Source organism: Microbulbifer maximicatervae (SeqCode), assembly GCF_052467955.1.
This window is the reverse complement of record NZ_CP174329.1, coordinates 2,614,199-2,637,041: the sequence shown is the minus strand read 5'-3', so window position 1 is coordinate 2,637,041 and position 22,843 is coordinate 2,614,199. Positions and strand designations below refer to the sequence as shown.

The 22,843-nt window shown below is 42.5% G+C and carries 11 protein-coding genes; 3 read left to right on the top strand and 8 right to left on the bottom strand.

Annotated elements, in window-relative coordinates; all coding sequences use genetic code 11:
• The first annotated feature begins 435 nt into the window (after positions 1–435).
• Positions 436–1,734, top strand: a complete 1,299-nt coding sequence (locus ACJJI5_RS11355) for an MFS transporter (RefSeq protein WP_444933386.1) — start codon at positions 436–438, stop codon at positions 1,732–1,734.
• On the opposite strand, the gene ACJJI5_RS11350 is transcribed toward ACJJI5_RS11355, so the two are convergent.
• Both ACJJI5_RS11350 and ACJJI5_RS11345 read right to left on the bottom strand, forming a co-directional pair.
• On the bottom strand, positions 1,696–2,283 hold the full coding sequence (locus ACJJI5_RS11350) for a flavodoxin family protein (protein WP_445354042.1): 588 nt from the start codon (positions 2,281–2,283) through the stop codon (positions 1,696–1,698). The genes ACJJI5_RS11355 and ACJJI5_RS11350 overlap by 39 nt on opposite strands.
• Positions 2,280–3,125 (bottom strand): arylamine N-acetyltransferase family protein, encoded by an 846-nt coding sequence (locus tag ACJJI5_RS11345; protein ID WP_445354041.1) that lies wholly within the window; start codon positions 3,123–3,125, stop codon positions 2,280–2,282. Before ACJJI5_RS11345 ends, ACJJI5_RS11350 begins: the two co-directional genes overlap by 4 nt.
• 192 nt (positions 3,126–3,317) lie before the next feature.
• Between ACJJI5_RS11345 and ACJJI5_RS11340 the strand changes: the two genes are divergently transcribed.
• Positions 3,318–4,274 (top strand): MBL fold metallo-hydrolase, encoded by a 957-nt coding sequence (locus ACJJI5_RS11340; RefSeq protein ID WP_445354040.1) that lies wholly within the window; start codon positions 3,318–3,320, stop codon positions 4,272–4,274.
• Positions 4,275–4,509: 235 nt separating this feature from the next.
• On the opposite strand, the gene ACJJI5_RS11335 is transcribed toward ACJJI5_RS11340, so the two are convergent.
• From ACJJI5_RS11335 to ACJJI5_RS11320, 4 genes are all read right to left on the bottom strand, one after another.
• Positions 4,510–6,468 carry a BamB-related PQQ repeat family beta-propellar protein gene (locus ACJJI5_RS11335; protein WP_445354039.1) on the bottom strand — a complete coding sequence of 653 codons (1,959 nt, stop codon included), beginning with the start codon at positions 6,466–6,468 and terminating at the stop codon, positions 4,510–4,512.
• A 365-nt stretch (positions 6,469–6,833) separates the two neighbouring features.
• Entirely contained in the window at positions 6,834–7,082 is a 249-nt protein-coding gene (locus ACJJI5_RS11330; protein WP_445354038.1) for a hypothetical protein, read from the bottom strand.
• 62 nt (positions 7,083–7,144) lie between these two features.
• Entirely contained in the window at positions 7,145–7,696 is a 552-nt protein-coding gene (locus ACJJI5_RS11325; RefSeq protein WP_445354037.1) for a hypothetical protein, read from the bottom strand.
• A gap of 3 nt (positions 7,697–7,699) precedes the next feature.
• Complete coding sequence (locus tag ACJJI5_RS11320; RefSeq protein ID WP_445354036.1) at positions 7,700–17,833, bottom strand: RHS repeat-associated core domain-containing protein; 10,134 nt, start codon at positions 17,831–17,833, stop codon at positions 7,700–7,702.
• A gap of 1,545 nt (positions 17,834–19,378) precedes the next feature.
• Here ACJJI5_RS11320 and ACJJI5_RS11315 point away from each other — a divergent pair.
• On the top strand, positions 19,379–20,179 hold the full coding sequence (locus ACJJI5_RS11315; protein ID WP_445354035.1) for an IclR family transcriptional regulator: 801 nt from the start codon (positions 19,379–19,381) through the stop codon (positions 20,177–20,179).
• A 35-nt stretch (positions 20,180–20,214) separates the two neighbouring features.
• On the opposite strand, the gene ACJJI5_RS11310 is transcribed toward ACJJI5_RS11315, so the two are convergent.
• Both ACJJI5_RS11310 and ACJJI5_RS11305 read right to left on the bottom strand, forming a co-directional pair.
• Entirely contained in the window at positions 20,215–21,645 is a 1,431-nt protein-coding gene (locus ACJJI5_RS11310; protein WP_445354034.1) for a coniferyl aldehyde dehydrogenase, read from the bottom strand.
• A gap of 64 nt (positions 21,646–21,709) precedes the next feature.
• Complete coding sequence (locus ACJJI5_RS11305) at positions 21,710–22,837, bottom strand: acyl-CoA dehydrogenase family protein (protein WP_445354033.1); 1,128 nt, start codon at positions 22,835–22,837, stop codon at positions 21,710–21,712.
• Positions 22,838–22,843: the final 6 nt, after the last annotated feature.

Below are 22,843 nucleotides of genomic sequence, written 5' to 3'. Positions count from 1 at the left end.
CTCACCTCCAGTATCAAGATGCCAACAGCGTTCACACTGCTCACATCCCTTCCACCTGATAACGAGCCACGGAATGTTTCTATTGGGGAGATGAAATCACGTGATAACGACTTTGTAAGTGTATTCTTTTGAATAAAGAGTCTATTAAAGCTCCTCAATACGGCACCGCCTAGCAAATAGCATTCAACTTCAACAGCCGTTGGCGATACTTTGATCAAACCTAGCTGCCCGATCGATTTCAATCCTGCTTACTATCAACTACTTGTGTTCGGGCTACGACTCCTAATTGCTCTAAGATCTATCTAATGCGACTTGTTTCATATCCATTTAAAACCCTAGCGCTTTATCCCTATTGGTCGCTGCAATCATAAGCAGGAGCTGAGGAGTGAAGCCCAAGGCCGAGACGTGGCAATAGACACCGATAAAGAAAAGCCTATGGGGCAGAAACACTTCCGCTACGCGTCTTGGACAGTTGCAGTCATATTTTTCAGCGCCAGCGTAACCAACTCAATCCTATTTGCCCTACTATCACCTAGCCTCACTCAAGAACTCAATCTCAACCATCAAAGCTTAGGGATGCTGGGAGGATATTACTTTGTCGCCTATTCTATTGGTCAACTGACACTTGGCTCACTATTGGGCCCTATAAGTCCACGGTATTTACTGGGTATCTCAGCCGCCCTCGCCGCTAGCGGCTGTGTAATTTTTGCCAGCAGTCATTCTTTCGGAACAGCCCTTACAGGGCAGCTCTTAGTCGCACTTGGATTATCCAGTAGCTTCTTGGGAGTTATCTATGTTATCGGACGGGATTTACCTAATAAGTTTTCACTAATGGCCGCTGTTAGCCAAGGACTAGCTAATTTCGCAGCAGCTTCACTCTCATTACTTATCGGTTTGTTCGATACCGAAGTCTCATTCCGGGAGCCCTACTTCATCGCAGCGCTATTTTTTATTTGCCTTGCTGTGCTGCTATTTATTTTTATTGGCAGCAATCAAAACTCTTCCCATGAACTCTCTGCCAAAAAAGCCACTCAATTTGACAAGCTAAATTCATGCTTCAAATCAAGAGCTTTTTGGCTGGCCCTCACCTTCTACTCCTGCCTTTTCGGCGTAATTATCGCCTACTCTGATTTATGGAATATCCAGTTCCAGGTTGATTTTTTTCGTGAAACATCCAAAGAAAGTGCCCTACTCAATGCGATGATTTCAACGGGCATCATTATCGGCAGCTTTATTGTCGGTGCTTGGTCTCATTATCGGGGAGATTATATAATTCCAGCGAGAACTTTTAGTTTCCTCTCAATTATTGCTGTCACAGCTTTACTGAGTATTCACTTGTCGGACTCCTGGACTTTGGCGGCAAATTTTCTCTTAGGGTTTGGCCTCAGCAGCTCAATTCTATCTCTCTCGATAGTGCAATCTGAACTTCCTGAAAAGGCGCACGCCATTGCCTCTGCCCTTATTGTAACTGGGGGCTTTGTTTTAGGAGGGGTAATTCAAACCCTCATAGGGCTCTCACTCGATCAAGATATAGAGTTCGCTTATATCCGCTCCCTCAGCAATCTACTAGCCAGACTTTTTGACTTTGCTCCACAACCAACACAGAAATTCTACAATTACCAAGCGGGATTTCAGCTAATCGGGATTGTCGTCATCATAGGCTGCATCAGCAGCCTACTTTTGAACAGCAAAAAGCTAGTCAAGAAGCGCGGTTCTAAAATCGGAAGTTCGTAGTGCTAAGCCTGCGACTCGACGACCTAAATGTACGGCTGTAAGTCGGTCCAACTGATGAATTTCACCAGCCCCCTCAGCGACAGCTACCAAGCCCGACTGACAACCACCCCGGTTTCTACCCAGGGAATCTTGACTCGGTAGAATATCCAGGGGAACCCACAACATGCCCATTTGTGCAGCAAAGACCTGTAGAGTCCTGATGGTACCTAGCTGATCACCACTAAAATTACTACCAACAGTAAATCCTGCAGCTAACTTATCCAGCCAGCACCGATCTCCATAGCGTTCACTTGCTGCATCCATAAATGCTTTGAATTGAGCGGAGACAGTACCCATAAAAGTCGGCGAACCCATTACTATGGCTTCACATTGATCCAACTGAGCTAATAATGACTGGTCTTCATAACGTCCGTGACGAATGCTCTCTCCCTGAATCTCAAGGGCAACACCAATACACTTCTCTAGCGTGTTAACTCCCTCCACCACGGACTCCGCAAGAACTTTACTGCAGCCAGATACAGAATGGTAAACAACACCTACCCTCTTCATATGACTCTCTCCGCTATGCCGCCTGACTCAAATATCCGGCCTAACTTTTGATCAATTTCTCTGCCAGCCGGCACTTCTATCCCAAAGATATCCAGTAAAGTAGCCCGAAGCTCATCAACATCCGCTATCATGACAACACTCTTGGAGCCTAAAAGTGGTTGATAGCTTAACTGTCTATTGAAAAGTGTATGCCGCCCCTCTGGGAAAGACCGAGCAACAATCAAGTGCTCTACAAACCTGGATTTAGGGTGCGTTGAACAATACCAACTACCAATTTTATAATCGCCATGAGTTTTAGGTTTCAAGTCAAAGCTGTACATAGGTTGCCAACCACTATCGGTTGTAACCTCTAACAGGTACTCATCATCTATTAAAGTAAAGCGGTAAACACCGTGCGGTGTGCTCTGACGATCACTGAAGTCTAAATTGAGTGGTGCAGTCAAAGTGTTACTTCCAAATCCCGCATCTATCAGGAAGCGTGTACCCTCAAGCTCCACCATCAGAATCATATGCGACTGAGCGGGTTGATGCCCTATCGGAATTTGCCACAGTATCCGTGCGGCGAGGTTCGTAACTTTAAAACCGATTTGCCCTAACACTGCCCCTAATAAGGCATTTTGCTCGTAACAATAACCTCCACGTTTTTGTTGTACCAACTTGGCCTCAATAGATTCCAACTCAATATCCACGGGGCTTCCCAAAAATGAAGTGACGTTCTCGAATGGAATCGTACGGACGTGCTGGGTCAACAACTGCTGTAGACACTGCAAGTTAGCACCCGGGGCTCCATCAAAATTAATACGGTCTAAATATTGCTGCAAGTTAATACCAGGGGTACCCATCTCGATTGTCTCCTCAAAATCCGGGCTCATAAACAATAGACGGGAGCTTAATACCTAAACCTAACTTGAGGTCAATAGCTTTTTTTCATCTTCTACACTGCTTATCAATCAGAAGTTAATCAAAGCCAAAGCTCAGGAAGACCCCTAGCCAGCGTAATCTTCAATTTTGCTAAACAATTAGGTAGCGACTAAGTGGAAATACTGTTTTTGGGGACATCATCAGGCACTCCGACCAAGCAGAGGAATGTTTCTGGTATTGGGCTAATAGAAAGCCTGGGAAAGAACTGGTATTTGATCGACTGTGGGGAAGGTACCCAGCAGCAGATTCTACATACAAACTTATCACTAAATAGGCTAAGTGCAATCTTTATCACCCATAAGCATGGCGATCACTGCTACGGACTCCCTGGTCTACTTGGTAGCTCAGGAATGCAACGAAGAACAGCACCACTGACACTTATTGCCCCTCGAGCCGTTTATGAGTGGCTTCTATCAACTCAAAGAATCACCGAACTCTATTTCCCATTTGCGCTCGGCTTCATTCCTGTAGAAGATCTACCCCAAGTAGACATCGGGCAATTCACTATTGACACTGCACAACTTTCTCACAGGGTTCCTTCCTATGCATATAGTTTTACTGAAAGAAATATTGAGGTTACTCTTGATACGCAGAGACTAATTTCTGCTGGTATCCCCAAAGGGCCCCTATGGGGAAAACTAAAGGCCGGTATCGATGTCATCCATCAAGGTGAGACATACGCTGCAACCGACTTCATTCTGAAGCCAAGGTCTCCACGAAAAGTAACAATTTGCGGGGATAATGATAACCCGCAGTTATTAAATGATACCTGTATTAATAGCAGCGTTTTAGTGCACGAATCAACCTATGCAAAAAAAATGGCTGTAAAAGCAAGGCATGTGGGGCATAGCTACTCCACCCAAGTAGCTTCATTTGCAGAAAGTCTTTCAATACCTAACTTAGTTCTCACCCACTTTAGTACACGCTATCAAAAAGATATCGATGCAGATTGCTCAATTGAGACGATCAGAAACGAAGCTCAGTCCGTATATAAAGGGCAGCTGTATTTAGCCGAAGACTTCATGAACCTTAAGCTAGAAAAATCTGGGAATCTCATTCAAAAAAATTAGCCACCCATACACTAGGACAGCTAGCTAGCACTAGCTGACTCCCTCGGATGTAGTGGCACACTTGTTTCTTACCTAGATAGTAGAACGATTAAGTGAACTACACATAAATAAAGATGAAACGAATTAGTTTGCTCAAACTTTACACATCTTATTGACAAAGAGAACTGCCAGATTTGATGGCATTGCCCAAACGTCAAAACAAAGTCTTAGCTAAAACCGACCCAGTTAATCCTACTCATTCATCATCCAAACCAATATCACTTTGCCAAATTAATGGCCCATCTATTTGCATTTGGTTATCACCCGCTGAATCACTATTAAGCATCATCTGAGAATTCTGTGACATCATCGACGAGGTTGTACCGACCTTTAGCGCATATACATTATGAGTATTTCCGTGCACAAATAAGATAGATCCATCTTCACTAAGTGCTGGGGTAGCGCTAATTGTCTCGCTTTCCGGCAACTGATAACTCCAAACTTCATCACCACTATTTGTATCTAGACCAAATACAGAGCCATTATAAGTGACAACATAGAGGACACTTCCATCGTCATTAAGTACAGGACCCGCAATCACTCCATCTGCCATTTCATTCTTCCACTTTGTAGTTTTATCAGCTCCCAATGCAACAACACTCCCACCAGAAGCATTGTTTGCACCCACATAAATGGATCCACCAAAAGTTGCAGCTTTATTCATCACTATTCCGAGGTTTTCCAAAGTCCAATCTAGATCACCACTGGGTGTGAATCGATAATAATTATTATCAAAAGCTCCTAAAAATACCGTTCCATTTTCGGTAACAGTTAACGAGGCACTAATTGCATCTTCAACTTGATCTATGGGGGACTCATCCCATTGGTTCTCAGGTACAGAAATCGAAACGGAAACTCCAACCTCTTTACTAGCACTACCACTTGGTCCCTTAGCTGAAATCATATACGTTGTAGCGAACTGAGGAGCAACACGCGCGGTCCCTTCATTAGACAACTGACTAAAAGACAAATCATTTGCATCGTTACTCAAAGAAATAGAAGTGGCCCCAGTAACAGACCAACTCAACCCAACACTATCACCTGCCCGTGAAACTATTTCTGGCAAGGCTGTGAAAAAATCAATATTTATTGCGGGATAGCTGTTCATATCAAATGGATCACTACCAACTGCAATTTCTTCTAAATCATAAATCCCATCAAAGTCTGAATCAATTTGAGAAGGGCCACAGCCCAAGCTATTTGCCTGCTCTTGAAGTTTGGTAAATGAACAGTGATCTTCAAAGTTTGCAATACCATCCTCATCAAAATCTGCCGCGATTGAAATAACACTACGAGATATGAGGACATCAGACTTAAATAGGCTGGCTTCGACATCTACCCAATAATCACCAATAGAATGAGCTAATTCACATTTACCGACACCAGTTGTGGTGTCAAAACTACAGGCGGCATCATTGCCCGCCACAGAGACTGTCAATAAGGCGCCATCTAAATCCGGACCAGAACTAGCCCTCAATCTTAGTGACGGTTTATCTGTACTAACTAATGACTTATGAACTGGAGATTCAAAAAATAATCCATCCTCGATCGCATTTTCTATGGGTTCAGGCACTTCAGGCACCTGATCGGAAGAGGCAAGAAGCATATTTATTGCCGGTAATATCTGAAGAAACTCATCTACATTAGATATACCATCCCCGTCACTATCTAGCTGAATAGGGCTACATCCATCTAAATCTGCGGCTAGTGGATCTAGTGTTCCTGAACATTTATCTTCGTGGTTTGGGATCTTGTCATTATCTTCATCTACGGCTATGGAGATCTCAATCTCATCTAGAAGGTCACTGCCATCAAACAACCAGACTTGTATAGATTGCCAGCCGTCAGAAAGGCTAATCGCCAAAGAGCAAAAAGCCATACTCAAATCTTCATCGATCAAACAGTTGCTTTCAGGTAAGCCATTTCTGCCAATTCTTAGACGGAGATCAGACAGACCTTGGGTATTCTCCAGCTCTATACTGAAATCCGGAAAACGGCTTGTCACTAGGGAGTTATCTAGTGGAGAATCGAATAATATAGCAGGACTTGACTCAGACGCTACAATAGGACTTGAGATTAACCCACAAATCAAAATTAAAATTCGCAACACTTTTACTTTCCACAGCCAGATTAAAAACGGACACAGATCGGTCATTTTAATTTTCAACCATAGATAATTGTAATTATTTTCCAGAAGACAACTTTATAACATAGAGACAGAAAACGCGACTCCATGCAAGCATGCACAAGCTACTAACGAGACAAAATACACCCCAAAATGGAGAAATATTAAAAACCACCAACTAAATCACCAATCATGACATTAACACAGTTGTGGTAAACTCCAACCGGAAACTTCTTTAAGCACATTTCTCAAGTTCGATAGAGGTTGCGCTTTCCATGTGTTGTATGTATTTAGCATGAGGGGGGGGGGTGAACTAGATCTAAACCTTATCCAATTTCTCAAAGTACCCCATCGAGCTACTACAGTTTAATAATCAAGCAGATTGGTTGGGCAAGTCATAATACTACCATGGCATCCCTGTTAACCAAGGAAACCCAAAGAAGAGCATTCATCAAAAAACCATTATGTAAAAATTGATTGTTATTATTTCCATCGACTTTAAATGAAGAAAAATAATACCCCCAATACCCTTCATTCGCACCAGTGTACTTCACTATTTTCCACCTTCCTTCGGAGAGCGCAGATACATCATCCCACCCACCAGAAACAGATGGCATCTCAATTACCCGAGCTTCTTCATTCAACACCAATCTAGCGACATTTTTTCCTCTAATACACTAAAAGTAATCTTTGCCACTTTTATATACTATTTACATACAGACAAGCGCCCAACCTCACTATCACTCTGAAAATTCTTATTGAGACTCAAGCCTATATATTTAGAAAGTCTTGAACTGATTTTTTCTTGTAGAACTTTCTGATATAAAGCCCGGACCTTCTTGTTTTCCATCCTAGACTTGTTGACGTTTTCAAAATTGAAAGGAACTATCACTAGAGCCTCTAAAACATTTAATTCAATCTCATTACTTTTGTACAGAGAAAAAGTAAGACTTAAGTACCTTTCAAACTCAGCACTAGGAAGACATAATCCAACTATGGTAGAGTCAGACTTTACTTTTGAGCTAACAGAAGGCTCTCTCAGAATTTTTTTAGCCACTTGATAATATCGGAGGGGATTTTCTACGATCCTTGAAAACTCCTCCGAGTTTATAGCAGTGACATCAGTTAGAAGGCTTGAAGATTGTTCATTCTCCTTTGGGATTTCCGATATTTTTTTTATAAATTCGTCTACGTCGCCGCCATAGACAAACTCTGAAAAAAATTGCACTACCATGTATAAAACAATGGACTTTTTCATCAGTTAATCTCCTGTACCAACCCAGCGACGGTACACTGCATTTTCGGTATAGGAGCTACCCCAACGTTTCAACTGCATACCTTGATCATAGTTAGCACTCCAATACTTCCCATCTCCCGCATATATACCAACATGGCCTATTCTATCGCCTCCAAAAGAAACTGCAGCAACATCTCCTGGCATTGGCGCACCATTTACTATCTCCCATCCATTTTTTTCAAAAAATGCATTCATTTCAGCAGAAGCGTTTGCCCAATCGTTTGCAAAAGGTTGATGAATCTTCGTATGTGGATTGACTGGATCAATTACACCTGCATTCTCTAACGCAGCATCAACCGCAATGTTACATTTTAGCGAATACTCCACCCCCCTACCTTGAAAATCAGGCTCTCCCTTTAATTGTCCTTTTAGTTTTGCCGCTTCCTCTACTATTTTTAGCCTTTGTTTCCGTACTACTTCCTCTGTAATCTCCTCAGAAACTTCATTATTAAATGCTTGACTGAATGCGCCAGTAACAGCGCCATTTGCAAACTTACCTCCAGAAATCTTAGATACTGTACCGCCAATAACAGCTCCAATAGCAACTCGAGTCCAACTAAAGCCACCACCGCCTATAAATTTAGAATTATTAAAGCTACTTGCTAAAGCTGTAAAACCAGCAGCAGCAAACCCATGACCAAAACTCCCACCTTGAAGTTCAGCCATCACACCGCCTGTCAATCCATGAAGGGCAACTTTTAGTGCAAAGCCCTCCTTAGTTAATCCAGCGGCAAATTTCCCACCATAATTAGCTTGAAGACCCTGACCGATACCTGCAAATGCCGCTGCAGAAACCCCCGCAATAAGACCACTTTTCACAGCATCTTTAAAACTGGCCCCCTGCAGCATGGCATCTGTAAATGCAGCTGCCCCCATCACAACGGCAATAACCCAAAGTGATTTTGCCTTAAAAGCAACCAGCATAGCTGCCGCAAACATTTGCACTACGTATCCACTTGGGTCAGTCGCATTTAATGGATTATTCCAAGTATAAGCGTAACGATTGTGGGATTGGCTATAATTCGGTTCTTGCACAAAGGGATCTGCTTGTAGAAACTTTGCTAAACGTGGATCGTATATACGACCATTCATGTGGATTAGGCCAACTTGATCCAGCATTTCATGGCCGGTAAAACCGCGAGTCGTTATCTCTGTAGCAAAACCAGTAAGCTCAGAACTCAATAGAGCTCCCCAATCCAATGCGCTGCGGCGCTGGCCCCAGGCGTCAAAACTAAATTGCTGTTTGTTTCCATTTTCATCCTCTGCAATCTGTCCCAAGCTATCTGTAATTACATCGAGAGACCCAAGGTGATCCTTGTGAATGTAGCGACTCTGGCGTCCCGTAGAAGATATCGTTACCAGTGCACCGCCAGGCAAATAACGCTTGATTTCGGTATTACCTCCTTGAGTGACTTTCTCAACATTACCGATATAACGGGTTTCAGTAATTTGCCCATTCTTAGCGATATCCTTGCGAAGGTAACGCTTACGCTCTGGACCATACAAAAACTCAGTTTTATGACCATCCTTGGTGATTTCCGAAGGCTTATCAAAAGTGGTGTACCTTAATGAACGTCCACTAGAATCACTGATCATGCTACCATTTCGATTATATTCATAGCTGACCCCATCCGTAGTTTCACATACTGCGTTAGGTCCAAAAGCTTGAGCACATTCATTGCCGTAACGATACTCGCCAACATCTGACTTATAGATAATATTTCCCAAATCGTCATATTCCATTTCCAGTGTATCCCGCCCACTGACTTGGGATTGTTTCAGTCTATTCAATTCATCGTAAACAAAATCTTCACGCAGATTTTTATCGCCACTACGGTCCTCACGGTATTTAAGGTTGCCTAAATCATCCCAAAAGTATGTGAGGTCCTGAATAGTTTGAACCCCGAGAACATGCGCAACTTGGTTGGTAAGACGCCCAGTGTCTGGGGCAAACGTCTTCTCTGTAATAACTCCATTACCTGTCACGTACTCGGTCACATTTCCCCGAGCATCCATTTTAAGTACCGTATAAAACTCTTCAGCAGTGGCAAGATTTAACTGCTCAGCATCTACAACCTGTTCGAGATAACCGTACTCGTTATACTTATGCTGAATTGCACTACTTTCCCAGTTGCCAACACCGCCAGCATCAAATATCTGGAAAGCTCGACCATATTGGTCGTAATTACTTTTCTCGAAATAATCATCTCCTTCCGCAAAACTAGTTATTGTCTCGTTAGGTCGACCTAGATTATCGTAGCCATATAACTTGATGTAGCCAGAATTAAAAGCTTCTACTTCCCTCATTGCTGCCGGTGGAGTACCGTATTCATCTGCTTGTAAATTATTATTGTAGCGCCACTGAGTGGTTTCGACTGGATTTCCGTTAGCATCTATATCAACTCGTTCGATCAAGCGTCCAAGACGATCATAGTGATTTACCACCCCTTGATCTTCTGCATTTGTCTGCTGAACCAAATCACCAAACGCATTATAACGATAGGACCAGATACCTTTATCCGGGTCGGACATTAATACCTTACGACCTAGCAGGTCATACTCAATCTCCGTGACTATATTTCGCGAACTATTACCATGGTTTACTACAAATCGCTGGTTACCTTGGGCGTCATGCTTGAATACTTGTACATTCCCAAGATTGTCTTCTACTCGAACGGTTTCTCCAACCGCATTACTTGTCGCTCGGTGAACCTGGCCTTTAGGATTTATAGTAATCGCGGTATAGCCATCATATAGCATTGCCAAGTCATAAGTTGTGCCATTTGAACTACTAATGCCTGGCAGATTTGAACCTATCACCTTTCCGGATAAGTCATAAAACTGCGTTGTCCAGTAACTCGCACTACCAGATTGGTAGGGCTCTGATTTATGCTGGACACGCCCCAGCTTGTCGTACTCAGTATCTATATAGTTCCAGGCACCATTAAAACCAATATTAGCTTTGCGTACTTCTCGAGTGAGACTATCGAAACATACAATAGATTGCCCACCACCCGCTACACGCTCAATAGCCTGATACACGGCGCTAGTCGGGCACTGCGCCCCCGCTGGAGCAAGCAGGTTAATTTTGTGGGCACCCGCTGTATTGTATTCTAGAATTTGACGCCCAAAAGCATCATAGGAAAGAAACGTGTCTATTCCAGTGATATCTGTAATCAGCGTTGGTTGACCAATACTATTACGTTCAAGCACAGCCATGATCGTCTGGCCGTAACTATTTTCTTCTCGATCTATAAAACGTCCATTATCGTAAATCCACCGTTGCAGGCGGCTCTCTTCGTTATCTGCGATTTGCTCGACCAGAATCTTATTACCATAATGATCATACTTGTAATTTTTAGTTAGTCGTAAATCCAATGAATCAAAACCACCATTATCTGGCTCAACTACTTCGCTTCGCAGTAGCCCCGCCTCACTACCGCTATCATAATAAGTAAAAATACTCTTACGTGTCGCCTGATGAGATTCACCAGCTTCAACTCGACTATGAATAACTTCTGTCCTGGTGAGACGCCCTAATTCAGCATAACTACTAAGGTTGTGATCAGGGTTATTAAAGCTAATCTCCTGGCCTTCACCATACTCATTTAATGTTTCTGTTGAAAAATTATTCCCGCTAGGCGCATCGATAACAACATAGATACGCTTGGCATTGCCATGCTCATCCTGTTCATTTACGGTAGTTACTGTTTTTAGAAGCTGCCCTTGTACCTGACCGTTGTTTTTGAACTCATAAACCTTTTCTATACTTTCAGAAATATAAGGCTGTAAGGCTCCAAGAGCAGCTGTGCCATTGGATATTGAAATCTGCGGCCAATTTGACTGCCATCCATTAAGATTCCAGTTATTTTTTGCTTCACTCATCAACATACCTTCCCGCGTACGCTGCTCCGTAAAAACCGGATAACCGATATACGGGAAGTCCTGACGATAAGTCGTTGTGGTCGTAACACCAGACTGCTCATCTAGCGTTTGCACTTTTTCAAAGCCAAGATAGCCTCGCCCACCCGCTTGCATTCGCCCCCGACCATAAAAATAGCTAACAGCGCTAGTTGCGGTAATATCGACCAGACCCGGACTACTACCGGCGGCTGGAGCCGTACTTTCTACACGAGTGACTAGGAATTGGGGGCCCTTCATATCCATAACCACAGAAGATCTCCCAAGTGTATTATCTTCACTCCAATCGCCGTTAGTAGCCGTGTAAAAACCGTTGAGATCTGATGCTTTATACGTTAAACACCAGTCCTTAGTAATAGTAGAATTATTACTTTCTTCATCACAGTAATTATCTAACTGAGTTCCAATTGCTAACTGAGCATAGTGTGCACTCGAAGATGTAGAGCTATATTCAATCGTGGTTTTTGCTCCAAGTCCATTGGTGATTTCATTAATAACATTTGGTGCCACCTTACTATTTGGCGACAAGTACAAATGAAGAATATTACCCAAGAACTCGGCATGATCAGTAACGCCATCACCATTCATATCCACGAAGAAATCCTTTCCTTCCGGAAATATATATGAATGTTTAAATGTCTCTGGGCTTAAATACTTGTTTGACCTTTCCTCCCAGCGCCTCAAATATAAGCTCCCCATATATTTTCCTGGCTGCCTGATAATTAAATCCAGATCTCCGTCGCCCTCAAAATCAAACCAATTAAAATCATCCTCTTGCTCATAACTCCCTAAGCTGACGTATCCCCCAAAATCAATACCGGTATTTAGTTGATACGAAACTTGATTTTCGTCCCGAATAAATAAATCAACGATCCCATCTGAATTAATATCGACAGTTTGCATGGATTTATTAAGATACCCATGCCTTTCATTTGGCAAAGCCTCAAATTTTCTACTATCCCCTTTAAAACCATCAGACTGCTGAAAATCAAATAACTTTTGATTCAGTATTAATTTGCTATCTTTAACTAGCGCCAGGTAGAAACGAGCATGCACCGACTCTAGCTCTGGTGCTTCTCGTGTAATCGGGTCAATTACCGAATCCCACTTTTGTTTGGTATTAACCAGCACTAGATCTACTTGTCCGTCTGCATCAAAGTCACCCAATGCCTGCGGATCCAAATAAAGTGAAGTGCTTTCTCGAGTTTCATCAATCCCTGACCAAGATTCGAGGCCAACTATGCTCCAGTCAACATGATCGCCGAAATGATAGAAGATTCTTGATGACTCCGATGCACTTGTGTCCCGCTGTAAAAGCCGATATCCACTTGCGCTAACCGCATCAACCAATCCATCTCCATTAATGTCAATAAAGCGAGTATTTTCCTCTGTTATAGGAAGTTCTAATGGCTGCAATGACGAAGGAGGTAAGCTCCATTCACCACTTATCGAGTCGGCCTGGCTGATATGGAGTACCCAATGACCGCGCTCTCGAACATAGATAGCCAAATCCGAACGGCCATCTGCGTTGTAATCAATCATCTCCCACTGATATGGGCTAGATAGATCCTCTCCATACTTGAAGGCTAACTTCTCACTTCCATATCCATTACCATCACTAAGAACATATTTAAAATACTGATCGTGAATTCTTCCATCATCATCCCAGTCTGGCTCCTGCCAAATTATATCCATATTCCCATCACCGTTTATATCGGATGGGCGAGGTGATAGTGCCGTACGATCTCGTTGGCTACTTAGTGTGATTGCTCTTGAATAATCTGGGTCAAAGTCCCTATTTAATAGGTGCCAATCAAAAACAGTATCCGGCAGGCAAAACCCATTCGAACACTTCCTAATTCGTTCCACTCTACTTAAATAATCATGTCCTGTATCTAAATAGTCTAATTCATAACTAAGTAAAGATTCCCCATTAGATCCCAATATACTAATTTCAGTTAAACGTTTTTCACTAGAAAAGTATGCTCCAGCGTAATACCCATTAACCACATCCATTCTATCTTCATATTCAAATGCTACTCGTGCTTCAGGCAACCCTCCTCCTGCAAAAGCATACTGTATTTCACGAATACGATGGCCTTTATCTGTAGCATATATGTAATCAATCCCATTCCCAGCGCTATCCTCAAAACGACTCACCATCCAACTCAACGTTCCAAGTCCACTATATTCTTGATGAGATTTATTTCCATGCCCATAATATCTTATAGACCCATCTTTACCCTCAACAGTGAAGTAAAGAGGGCTTCCAGTAATACCCCCATGGGCCGTTATCAATACATAGGTATCAATCTCAGTTCTATATTGGGATTTAGGCTCTCCATAAGTATGATTTGAAACAAGTATTAATCTTGCTCCATCTAAACAAAATCGATCATCTTGTCCCCAGGATATCCCACTATTTTTCTGATCTTGAGACAATGTTTGTCGGCAACGAGCAATTGATGACAGGCCATCAATATTCCAGCCTTGTCCTACTAAACCATTGCCTCGTTGGCTGGAATAAGAGAGTGCCAATTCAGGGGTCACACCGGCTGTTCCAACGGGAAGCTCTATGGGGATAGAGTAAGTAGATGCGCCAGTCTCACTGACTTTAAAATCGCCAGCAAGAAAGCCTATTGATTGTGAGTCTCTCAACTCGACAGTACTGATTGCGGGAGCCTCAGCAGGCAACGGTGGCTCATCAGGAATACCATTGTAACAACCAGCTGCGCAGGGGCTTAGGTTTCGGTCAAACGCGTCACCAATTGTTACGAAATCTCCATCTGGATCATCACTAGGATCATATTCCGTGGTGCCAAGGAACAGGATTTCCCACCAATCCGGTAATCCATCGCCATCACAATCCCGTGTATACTCATCTCCATCATCACATTCAGTTACTGCCCAGCTATAGTCTTGATCATATAAATAATCAAAGCTCAGCCCCAAAAATTGGCTGGTTTGGGCGGTATATTCCGTTGACTGAGTAAATAAAGTCGCTACCTGTCCCCTTGAGTACCCACTTGCTAACATATCAAGGAGCATTTGATGACTGTAAGAGATCCCCCCCCACAAGAAGTTCGGTTGAGATTGACCGGGAAATATCCGTTCATATAACGATTCTAAGAAACGTTCATTGCTTTGCGTTTGAGGGAAATTACTCTTACCAGTATTGGAATTAAGAAACGCTTCCGCGATATCAACTTTGCTGACAGATTTACCTACTAGCTGATAAGTCCAAAAAGTTAATACCTTCTTGTCTAACGACAAAGGGGGTTGTAACAGCCCACGATACAATCTAGCAACAGCCAGGAATTCTGCTTTCTTTGAAAAGTCTGGATACCAATCTCCGATTTCCTCCCATAGCAAGCTATCATCAACACTTTCCCAAATAATTTTTCCCGTACCTGAGTTATTACGCGGAAGCGCATAGATCTGACTGTCATCAACTGTAGTAAAATATATCAAATCTCCACCCGCGAGAACGGGGGTTTCAGCAATTCCTGAACCTGCTGGATAGGTCCATTTAATCGAGCCATTCGGGGCATTAACTGCGTATAGAAATCCATCCATTGACCCAAAGTACAGATTTCTTTCTTCATCAATTACTACTGATGAAATGACTTCACCTCCAGTACCTAATCTCCATTTCTGATTAGCATCAGGAGTTATCGCGTATAAGCTATGATCAAGCGATCCGACGTAAATAGTTCCATCAATACCATCAACCCGTGGTGTTGCCTTAATAATTCCACCGGTCTCAAATGGCCATGCGGGCAGAACACTGCCGTCTATCGAACTTAAGGCAAATAGATTATTTTCCGCACCAACATAAAGGGTTCCATCTTTCCCAAGTGCTGGGGCTGATTGTGTTTCCCCAATGATTTCCGTGGCTCTATTCCCATAGATAGTGATACCGGCACGGCTACTGTTTGGATTTACTATTGACGCCCTCACACCCAATTCAAAAAGAGCTTTGTAAATGTCACTGTTTGGAGATAGTTCCACTTTAACTCTAGAAGAAGAAATACTGTCGAAATCAGAGAAAGATAACGTCTGCTCAATACTTGGATTATGGATACCAGAAAGCACAAGCGATGCTTCAGGGTCAATCCCTAGTCCTAAGATTTCTATACAAGAATCATCACAAGAGAGGGCAGCTCCAGTCAACCTTGGGGACAACACGGTCAAAGAAACTATCTGACTGGAATCACTACATCCAACCGCATTACATGCTTTTACTCTGTAGCTATATACACCCGGCTGTTTATCTATCACCGTATAATTATTATTTATGCTGTTATTACTCACTGTTACCCAGTCAGTTGGATCTTCTGGACCTCCATTTTTTTCCTGAAGCAGATAATACTTTGGCTGTATATCGTCACCACTAGAATCCCATACATTCCAACTTAACTCGTAATTGCCTGTGAAAACTTGCACTCCTTTGTAAGGAGTAGCAATTAATCCAGCAGGTGAGCGCGGCTCTTCTTTAACAACAGATACACTAATTTCAGGACTTGCTTGGTCACTGCAATCCGCTCTATTACATGCAAAAACCCGAAACCTATAATCACCGGCAGCCATGTTTGAAAAATAATGTCCGGGGAGTTTATTGTTAGAAAGGGAGACTTCTTGAAAATCGCTATCAATACCTTGCTGTAATTGTTGTAAACGAAAGTACTCTGCACCTTCCGGCAGATTCCACTCTAGTTCAAAGTTGCCTGTAGTATTATCTGGAATAGGCGCAATTTCTTCGTCAACTGTTAACATTGAAGGAGCTTGCGGAGGGGATAAAGCTAGGATCGTTAATGGGCTTCCGTTCGATTTCGCGCTTAAGCCCTCATTATCAGTCACTCTTACTTGCAACTGAAAATTTCCAGAGTAGTCAGGCGTCCAACCCACTAACTCATAAGGAGCTGTTTTATCTAACCCTAAAATAGCATCATCGAGCAAGAACTCCACTGAATCTACTGTTCCATCATCATCTAGAGCATGTGCAGTTAAGGTCACATTATCAAACTGTACGATGGTTGAAGGAGGAGAATCTAACCAAGCTGATGGGGCTGTATTATCTAAAACTGCTACAGATATTTTGGATGTAGTTTTTTTTGCTCCTAAACTATCTTCCGCTTCCGCCCAAAGTTTTACCGAATTACTTTTAGGGCTTGAATTCCAGTTTACCCTAAAGCAATCAGAACACTTATTATTATCTTTGGTAGCTTTACCCACCAAATATTCTCCAGAGCCACTCCCATTATCCCTATAAAAATTTACTTCTTTAATTCCATTATAATCAGAAGCTTGTGCATAAAGGGTAGGCAGCTGGTCTGGTCGATGGGTTTCACCGTGTGGAGAATCTAATAGAGAAATAGTAGGATTTTCATTTGTACGAACTTTGACGAAAACCTCACTACTCCAGCTATCGGCACATTCTATTTCATTGCAAGCTTTTAGCTTATAATAATAAGTCTTCCCTTTAGCTCTGGCCGTATTCGTTGTATATGAAAGTGCAGTCGGCGTATCAAGAGCTACAGAGTTGTAAGCTCCAGAACTACCAACTTTTTCCTCTAAAATATATTTACTTACATCTCCAGAAGGCTTACTCCATCCTAACGTATATATTCCACTGGCTGCTTCTTTTTCGGTTGGAACATCAGATATTACTGCTTTCGCTGGCTTAACCAGAGTATTAACTGTAATTGACACTGTTTGACGCCAGCCACCACATCCCCCATAGGAATTGCACCCAGTTATAATTTCCAACTTATATTGGTAGCTGCCATTGCCCCTCGTTAGAGATTTATTAAAAAACTCAAGAGAACCTATCCGGCCCACATTGGAATTACATTCATTGCTAGATATCAAATTCCAGGAAACACCCTGATTCAGACTTTCATAAAAAAAGCAATTCCCTGGACCGAGTGGTGGTGGCATTGGCATGCCTATACCTACCCATCCAACATCACTATTTGACGTTCCCTTGACCGTAAAATTCCCACTAGTGCTTATACCTGAGGGAGAAACAGACAAGTTGACCTTATCTCCCCAGTCGTACCAATTCATCCCGCTAGGGTCCCACGCATAGCTATAACGGGAAGACCCAATAAAAAACAGCAAAAATAAACATAGAAAAAAATGTAAATAACCTTTAGCTAAAACGGAATGCTTCATTCTTATTTTCTCAGCTCAACCAAATAGTTTTTCGCACACAGAAACAGAGCAACCTAAAATACACCCGCCCAACAAATAAACAGCCAAATTTATTTAAGTAAAAATCATCCAGCCTCACGATAAAACCCCAACCACGAGACAAGAACTTAACACCATAAAGCACTAACCTTATCGATCACAAGAGCACCTATCAAAAAACAGAGCCATAACCTATTTACAAACACAGAACCAACAAAACCTAACACAGCAAAATATATATTTACAATTAATTTTCTACAGCCTTAAAAACATATACGGCACGACCGTCCAAGCTATCAATTTTTAAAGACCAAAAATACCAGCCAATCAATTAATTTTTGTATAACAATCAAAGATATAACCTAAACAGCATAAACATACACCACCAAAGGTGGTAGAACATTTACAAGCCAAATCAAATAAAACACCCCTAAATTTTTATTAAAAATCAGCGACCGTCTATGCAGCTAATATATAGCATGTAGACGCCAACAAACACGATTGAAACTGACCTACCTGACTCACCTGACCTGCTTGAAATCTGACTTATCACGCTAATGATTTACAGGGCAACCATAGCCTCACTGAAAATTATATTGGCGCAGCAACTACGGTCATGCTTTATCACACCCCAGGAAATATTTTATTGTGCTCTCCACTTCTGAAAGGCAAGGCCTGATACCCAATCACAAAGACAGGAAACTAAAGCAGACTAGAAAACAAATCATTGTTTATAATTTAACGAAACAAGTTACATACCGATCAAATTTAACAACCGGCCTGCAGTATTTATTAAATAGGGAGCAGCATATGCACTAGATTTAAAATTCCGAGAGTAATCTTTGAATTTAATTTGACAGATAAAGTATTTTTGTCACCTCTCAAATCATACTTTGGTGCTAGCTCATTAGCTCTGATCCGATAAATTATTACCTCGCCACAATCAGCATTATTTGGCCGGATATTTTTACTTAACCTTAAAGAACAAGCAACCAATTGATTTAAGCAAAAAATTAAGTCGACACAAATGGGCTTAGTAAGTCCTGTTTATACTTAACACTCACGAAACACTCACACTATAAGGATAAAAGAACGTTCTTGACCTAAACACTTGAAGAAATAAATATCGATTGCATGTCTCGCATTCTACAATCAAAGCTCAATCCTAAACATTAATACCACAATAAAAACACCTTGAACATTGCCAAAGGTTTACCTATAAGGATCGTATGGAATCAGTTCGTACCTTTATTTTGATACCAATATTTTAGTCAACGTGACCTTTCCACTTAGCAAAACCAACTTGTTCAATGGAGCCAATAGATCATATATGTAGCCATCATTACCTAACCCTCTCTAGACATAGGTACCATTGCAACTCCAGGCTTAGCTTGATTTTACTATTAAAGTCAGATCAAGCTTGTCGCATCTATGTATTCAACTGAATAGAAGTTAAAATATTGACTCCCTACTTCAGATTTTGGAGTACAATTTGTATACTTACCTTCAACATGAAGGACTAAACCAATGGTCTCCCTAAGTGACTTCCCCAGAAAAAAAGATACCGAACCAGATCGAAAATTTATTGAGGCTTTAGCTCGTGGGTTGGATGTGCTCCGAGCCTTTCAACCTGGCGATGGCTTTCTGGGTAATTTGGAGATCGCCCAGCGCACTGGCCTGCCCAGGTCCAGTGTTTCCAGGCTGACTTATACCCTGACCAAATTAGGCTATCTGACCTACTCTGATCGAATGGAGAAATATCAGCTGGGTAGTGGCGTCCTGGCTCTTGGGTATGCTTTTGTCTCAAATCTTACAGTCAGGCAGGTAGCCAAGCCTTTAATGCAGGATCTGGCTAATTCTACTGGTACCGCTGTTGGTCTCTCTGATCGGGACCGGCTGGATATGATTTTTGTCGAGTTCTGCGCTCCAGCAAATGTCACAACTTTTCGCCATGAAATCGGTAATCGCGTACCTATAGCTTCCAGCGGCTCCGGGCGAGCCTTTTTGGCAGCACTCCCTCAAGAAGAACGGGAATATTTTTATGGCTACCTGGAGAAAAAAGCTGGTGATCAATGGCCAACGATCAAAGCCGGTATTGAAGAAGCGGTCACCAGCTACCAGCAGCGCGGCTTCTGCTGCTCTTTTGGCGAATGGAATCGCGATGTCAACGGTATCGCAGTACCTCTCTCTTTAAGCCAGGGTCATATTTATACTTTTAATGCTGGCGGACCCGCTTTTAGGCTTAACCCGGAATACTTAGAAAATGAAGTAGCTCCTCTGTTGAAAAACCTGGTAGGTAATATCGAAGCTATGTTAATCCGATATTAGTCGACTCAAACTCCAGATCTTCTCAATCAGTACAGCTACAGCTTGAAACGCAGTAGAAAGTTGAAAATTTTATCAAATCTTTGGCCATAAGGTGGTCGTAAAGGCACCGCCGCTGACTTTTTGGCTTGTGTAAAGATCGGTCGTAATTTTGAGAATTCCAAAAAACCCTCATAAGCGTGATATTGCCCCATGCCACTCGCCCCAACACCACCAAAGGGCAAGTCTGCCTGGGAGACATGCATCGCGCAGTCATTGATACAAACACCTCCAGACATTGTGCTTTTGATAATCTTTTCCTGAACATCTCCGCTAGAACTGAAAATATATAATGCTAAAGGCCTATCTTTACTATTTATGTAATCTATCGTATCAGACAGATTCCTATACGTAAGAATAGGTAAAATAGGGCCAAATATCTCCTCGCGTAGCAGACTCATGTCTTCTGTCGGGTTTAACACTAAGGTGGGAGCAATTTTTTGCAAACCCTTATTGTTTTCAACATCTAATAACGGCAGAACTGTAGCCCCTTTCTCCAGAGCATCCGTTAGACAAGTATTCAGCCTATTAAACGCCTTTTCATCAACAATCGAAGTATAATCTTCTGAATTTAAAGATGGATACCATTTGGGTACAAGTCTCTTAGCCGATTCCAAGAATCCTGAAAGTTTTTCTTCAGGAATCAATAAATAATCTGGAGCTACACAAGTTTGGCCCGCATTGAAGAATTTTGAGCTCAAAATACGTTCCGCAGCAATATTTTCATCAAAGTCGCCACATATTATGGCTGGAGACTTACCTCCCAGTTCTAGTGTCACAGGAGTTAGGTGATCCGCAGCTCTCCGCATTACCACTTTTCCTACTTTGCCAGATCCAGTAAAGATCATGTGATCATATGCCTGGGCTGTAAACTCCGTAGCGCTCACTCCAGGAAGAATAGCTACCAGATCCTCTGAAAAGAATCTATTAAATAACTGATGTAATAATGTAGAAAGGGCACGCGAATTAGCAGCCATCTTGATCATACAGCGATTCCCTGCGGATATCGCACTCACCAAGGGCCCAATAGATAGAAGTAGTGGGTAATTCCAGGGGGTAACAACAGCAACCACCCCTTTTGGTTGAGGTAATACGCGATTTTTTACTCCTCGAAGTAGCAAAGGCACATGACGCTTCTGAATTTTCATCCACCTTTTTAAGCGCTTACGAGTGTAACGAATCTCCTCGATGCACCCATAGATCTCTGCAATTTTAGTTTCCTGGATGGCACGATTACCAAAATCCTCGCTTATTGCCTTTGCTATGGATTTCTGGTTTTCCAGGATCAATTGCTCTAATTTTTTTAAACTTTCCAGGCGCTCCTGAAGACTCGGGTAGGGGTTCCTATTAAATGCATCCTTTTGAAGTTTAAAAACACCCTCTACTTTACCTATGCTCACAGATCTGGTGTGCTCGACAACTTTTTCCATGTGTGTGCCCTCGCAAAGTGGCAAGTAGAGAGTGAGTTTGGCCGTATAGTCAGTACTTTATGATTTACAGCTTGGCAAATCGTAAAGTGTGGTAATCAGTACTGCCAAATAGGTACTGAGTTGTTGTTAGACGCTTAAAGTAGTGACTTACATCCAACTCCTCAGTAACCCCTATACCGCCATGTAATTGTATCGCCTCTTGGCCAATAAACCGCGCAGCTTTACCAATACGGCTTTTTGCAGCGGATATCGCCTTAGGCGCAACTCCGTTATTGCTATCAAGCTGTAGCGCAGCCATCAACAATATTGAGCGCGCTTGCTCATACTCAGTAAACATATCCACCATGCGGTGCTGTAGTGCCTGGAACTTGCCAATAGGAACACCAAACTGCTCCCGCGTCTTAGTGTACTCAACTGTCTTCTTATAGATCCTTTCCATAGCTCCAACAGCTTCTGCACACAATGCCAACGTCGCTCTATCAACAGTCTTTTCTATAGCTCCTAAAGCCGCCCCCTCTTCCCCTATCAGATTAGCTATGGGTACTTTCACGTTATTGAATTTAATTTCGGCGGCACGGTGTGCATCCACAGTGGCATATCCATGCCGCTGAAGCCCTTCTGTATTAGGATCGACAAGTAGTAAGGTGATCCCCTCACGATCTCGCTTTGCTCCGCTCGTCCGCACTGCAACTAAGAATTTATCTGCTACGTCACCATTTAGAACGACAGCTTTATGTCCATTCAGGAGGTAATTGTCTCCATCCTTTACCGCAGTCATGGCTATATCAGTAAGGTTATAGCGACTCTGTGACTCAGTAAAAGCAAATGCCAATTGCAATTGGCCTTCCATTAACATTCCCAGGAGTTCTCGCTTTTGCACCTCACTAGCGCAGTCAGCGATAAGACCACCACTGAGAACAACACTGGCCAGGAAAGGCTCAACCACTAAACCTCGGCCAAACTCCTCCATAACCACCATCAAGTCTACGGCGGAGCCTCCTAGGCCTCCATCATCCTTTCCAAACGGCACCATTAACCAGCCGAGTTCCGCAAATAGCTTCCAATTTTCCTTACTGAAGCCAATATCGTTACTCACTATTTTACAACGACGGTCAAAGTCATAATCCTGCTGGATAAACTTGCTCACACTGCTTTGCAGCATCCGCTGCTCTTCGCTGTAGGAAAAATCCATCGCTCA